2 protein-coding genes are annotated in these 3768 nt (G+C 55.3%); one reads left to right on the forward strand and one right to left on the reverse strand.

Annotation, left to right across the window (positions count from 1 at the left end; translation table 11 throughout):
• The first annotated feature begins 159 nt into the window (after positions 1 to 159).
• Positions 160 to 1803: a hypothetical protein gene (locus FBQ85_27800; protein MDL1878938.1), complete on the forward strand. Its 1644-nt coding sequence runs from the start codon at positions 160 to 162 to the stop codon at positions 1801 to 1803.
• A 182-nt stretch (positions 1804 to 1985) separates the two neighbouring features.
• Here the strand turns inward: FBQ85_27800 and FBQ85_27805 are convergent, their stop codons facing one another.
• Entirely contained in the window at positions 1986 to 3560 is a 1575-nt protein-coding gene (locus tag FBQ85_27805) for a beta-lactamase family protein (protein MDL1878939.1), read from the reverse strand.
• Between the last annotated feature and the right edge of the window lie 208 nt (positions 3561 to 3768).

Consider the following 3768-nt stretch of genomic DNA (forward strand, 5'->3'; position numbering starts at 1 on the left):
CCGGAGGCGCCGCGATGGCCGCAGTTGATTGTTGTTTGCAAATGTGCAGGCATTTTATTACCCTCCGGTTGACAAGTTATCAAAAATAGACAGGTGAGAATTCCTGCGATTCTTCCGCAGAGAAAGCCGTCATGCCGAAATTTTCGCTTTGAACGGGTCATGATTTCTCCAAAGTTTATTCCAACCCTGCCGCCGCGTTTGACGCATCTCCTTGCGCTGATCCGCCACAAGACTGTTTCTCTGCCGCACGCGTTTGCCCTTTCCCTCTGTTGTCATGTTGCGGGGTTTTTGCTGCTTGTCTTTTTTGTGAATGTTATCGACAAACCGGCGGCGACTTTTGAGCCTGTGCTGTTCGAGTTGCTTTTGCTCTCCGAACAGGGAGAAGAAGCGCGTGTGCAAACGCAGAAATCTGAGCGGCCGCAATCCGCCGCGCTCGTCGCTGAGAGAGATTATCTTCAGACCCCGCGCAACACGGTTTCCACCCCAACATATGCCTCGCCTTCGGGAGAAGCATCAACATCTGCGCCGGACAATCTAACTCCCAATCCAGATGCGCGCAATAGTTTTGTCATGCCCCCGCCTCTCGATTTAACTATTGACGTCGAGGCGCGGCAACCACAAAAGCTTTTGCCGGTGATGACGCCGGCAACGCTGCCCATGCCTGCGCGCGAACGTTCCCGGCTGGAAAAAATCGTGCATAAACTGGCCGCGAAACTCGCGCCGAGTGATTCTTCTTTCGAATTCACGGAAAAGGGAACGACCTATACCGCGCGCATGCGCCATCTGCCGGCGCAAAGCGCGACAGCGCTTGATGAGATTCATCTTGAAATCTCGCGCAAAGAAAACGGTTCGGATCTCACTACGGATATTCGCTTGCGGCGTTTGGCGTTTTCACATTTTGCGCAATTTGTGGATATTTGGAATCCGCGCGTTGCCGTGCACAACGACGAGCTTGACGGGCGTTTTCACTCCAACACCTCGTTTGCGGTCAGCAGCAGCGGCCGCACACAACCGAAATTTCGCGGCAAAGTCACGACCGCCGGCTTTGAAATCAAATCCGGCGACGCGCGCCCGTTCCTCGACGAGGCCGCAATTTTTCTGGCTGGACTTGAAACCGGCGTGCAAACCATTCGCGTGCCGAAGAATGTCAATCAAATTGCCGCAGCGCCGGATAGCCTGAAGCAAATTTTCGAAGAAGAAACCTGGGTCACATTTGAGCGCGCCGGCGCATTCTCATGGCATTCTGCCAGCGCCCCGGAAAATCTGCAACGGCGCAAGTTGCCGCGCGCCCCGTTTTTCATTAGCGGGCAGGAAAAAGCCCGGCTGCACGTGCAAGGCGTGATCAACGGCGTGGTACTGGTATGCGCCCAAAAGAAAATTATTATTGATGATGATCTCATCTATGCCGCGCATCAAGAGACACTCGCGCAAACGGACGATTATCTCGGGTTGGTGTCGCAAGGTGACATTGAAATCGCGCCGCCGGCAATCACCGGGCCGGGCGATTTGACGATTCATGCGGCCCTTTTTGCGAAGGGAGAATTTCGTGTTACGCAATACTCGCGCGGCGACGGCAACGCCAAGCTTCATCTCCTGGGCAGTTTGAGCGCTGGCACTCTTTCCGCAACCGAGCCGCGCTACGCCACGCATATCGTATTCGATAAACGCTTCGAACGCCGCCGCCCGCCGCATTTTCCAGTGACGGACAAATATGAGATTGTAAATTGGGAGGAGGCGTGGCAGATCGGCGTCACGAAAGCGCCGGCGTTGGCCAATGAAATTTCGGCTTCTGAAGAAAAGTAATCGACACGATAAAATCCCGCCAACGCCATCGCCTCGACGGTGAAAAATATCTTGGGTTCAAATAAAAAGGCGACCCCGTGTGGGATCGCCTTTGCTGTTTCGTGCCTGCCGGTTGAAACCGTAGGGGCGAGCCGCCGGCTCGTCCCTACCAGCTTGGGGGCATTCCGTTGGCGCATCTATCTTCACTCTTTGCTTTTCTCCACGGCCCGCATCCTCACCTGTTGTATCAACGGTATCTTCTCGGGGGTTAGCGTGAAGAACACGAGAATGTTTTTCTTCTCACCTTCAAGAATGAATGTGCCGCGCAGTTGGTTGAGGGGCGTCATGGGGCCGGCGTTCGTGATCTTTCCGGCCTCATCATAAAGTTCTTTGGTCCGCTTCACCAGGTCCTTCAGGCGATTATCCATGAAAAAATTCTCGGCAAACAAACCCGAGCTTTCCGCGCCGTTCCACCCGGGAAGAATTTTGACCAGCTCGTTCTTGCGCTGTTCGAGAATGCCGGAGACCGGCAGCGTGCGCGGTTTGAGTTTCGCCAGCGTGACGATCGTATCCAAAACGGCAGTGTTGATCGTGCTCGTGCCGCCGTAGGTGAGGTTATCGAACGACATCACGGCCAGGCCGTAGTCAGGCATCATCGTCCAATTGCTCCCGAAGCCGGGCAGCCCGCCGCTGTGCCCGAGGTAGATCCTGCCCTCGCAATCTCGCACCCAGCGCAAACCATATGCATACGCGCTCGCGGAGGGACACTCTCTGCCATCCGGATAACGATAATTGGCCATGAGCGCGTCGAGCCGCCAGGGATGATGCATCTCGCGCAGCGAGCTGCGCTTGAGCGGGCCGCTATCCTCGTCGCTTCGCGGCGGCCATGCGGAAAGATGCAACGCCACATACTTCGTGAAATCTTCAATCGAAGTGATGAGGCCGCCCATCGCGCCGTAGGAGCCGTGATGTTCGAGCGGAATGTTCACGTGCGTTTCATCGATCCAATTGTAGCCGCGCGCGAGATTCTTTTGCTCCGCTTTTTCATATTCCCAAACGGTTGCGTTCATGCCGAGCGGCGCGAAGATGTTCGCCCTGGTATATTGCTGAAAATCCATGCCCGAGACTTTCTGCACGATTTGTCCGAGCAGCGCGAACCCGAGGTTGCTGTATTCGTATTCGACGCCCGGCACATTTGAAAACGAGACGCCATTCGCGATGAATTGCCGCAACTCTGCATCCGAATCAGCCAGTTGCCGGTCGCCCCAGGGATTGTCTTCCGGAAAACCCGCGCCGTGCGTCATCAAATCGCGAATCGTTATCTCGGGCGCGTCTTTGGTGAGATAGCGCAGCTTCTTCATCTCCGGAATATACTTCGAGGCCGGTTCATCGAGATGCAGCTTGCCAGCATCACGCAATTGCAGAATGGCCAGCGCGGTGACGCTCTTGCTCATGGACGCAATGCGAAAAAGCGATTGCGCGTGCGCCGGTGTTTTCTGCTCGAGGTTCGCATAGCCAAAACTTCCGGAATAGACGAGTTCGCCATCAAGCACCACGCCGTAGACGAGTCCGGGCAGATGACGGCTTTCCATGAATTGTTTGAAGATTCCCGCTACGGCCGCCGCGGTGGATTTGACTTTTTCCGAGCGGTCGGGGTCGGTGAAAACTGCGGGCTTGTGTGAACCGGCATCGGAAGGCGCACTCTTTGATGCGGGCGCAAAAGCGTGAAGCAAAGCGAAGCAAACGATCCAGCACGTTGCACGAACGTGGGCTTTCATTGATTCTCCTCGGTTTGGTCAACCAGCATATCTGAATTGTGCAACTAGTCACATCTCTGCAATGACCTCCATCACTACAAACTTTTTGAGGTCGATTCCTGCAATAGCTGAATCCCGGCTATACCGGGATGACTAGGCTGCCCCTCGATTTTGAAGCGCTCGCGCTCGTCATCGCTTGCCGCAATCTGGCGCGGCAGGAATTTGATGG

The organism is Cytophagia bacterium CHB2, assembly GCA_030263535.1.
Classification (GTDB): Bacteria; Zhuqueibacterota; Zhuqueibacteria; order Zhuqueibacterales; family Zhuqueibacteraceae; genus Coneutiohabitans.